Genomic DNA, 490 nt, shown 5'->3' with positions numbered 1-490 from the left:
ACACAAAACCACCCACCACCCCCAACAACACAAACCACCCCAAAACCACAACCACCACCCAACCCACCCACACACAAAACCCAACCAAACACCCAACAAAAAACACACCAACCAACCCCACCACCACCCCACAACAACCCCCCACCCACAACAACACCCCCCACCCCACCACACACAAACAAACCACACCAACCCCAAACAACAAAACACCAAACCCAAAAAAAACCAACATCAAAGCCATCCAAACCGACGAACCTGCCACCCACGAAGACCCACCCCCAAAACGCACCAACTAAGACACCTACCTAAACTAGGCCAGAAAACCTTTCCACCCATCCTCTACCGGCTGCGAAAACAGCACTCAAACCCACACTCACACACACCACCCCAAACCCAACAACACCCCACCCACCACCACCACCACAAACACCAACACCACCACCACCAAAACCCACCCCCCACACACACCCAACACCACCAACAAAAAAAA

Annotated in this window: 1 protein-coding gene; it reads right to left on the bottom strand. The window is 53.1% G+C overall.

Features of this window, described 5'->3' with window-relative positions:
• Positions 1–292 (bottom strand): hypothetical protein (locus tag ACTHTY_RS11660; protein ID WP_440367788.1); only part of this gene is annotated, 292 nt, incomplete at its 3' end.
• Between the last annotated feature and the right edge of the window lie 198 nt (positions 293–490).

Origin of the sequence: Neisseria sp. P0019.S002, assembly GCF_051957155.1 — a bacterium.
In the GTDB taxonomy this organism is placed as follows: Bacteria; Pseudomonadota; Gammaproteobacteria; order Burkholderiales; family Neisseriaceae; genus Neisseria; species Neisseria perflava.
This window is presented reverse-complemented; position numbering and strand designations above follow the sequence as displayed.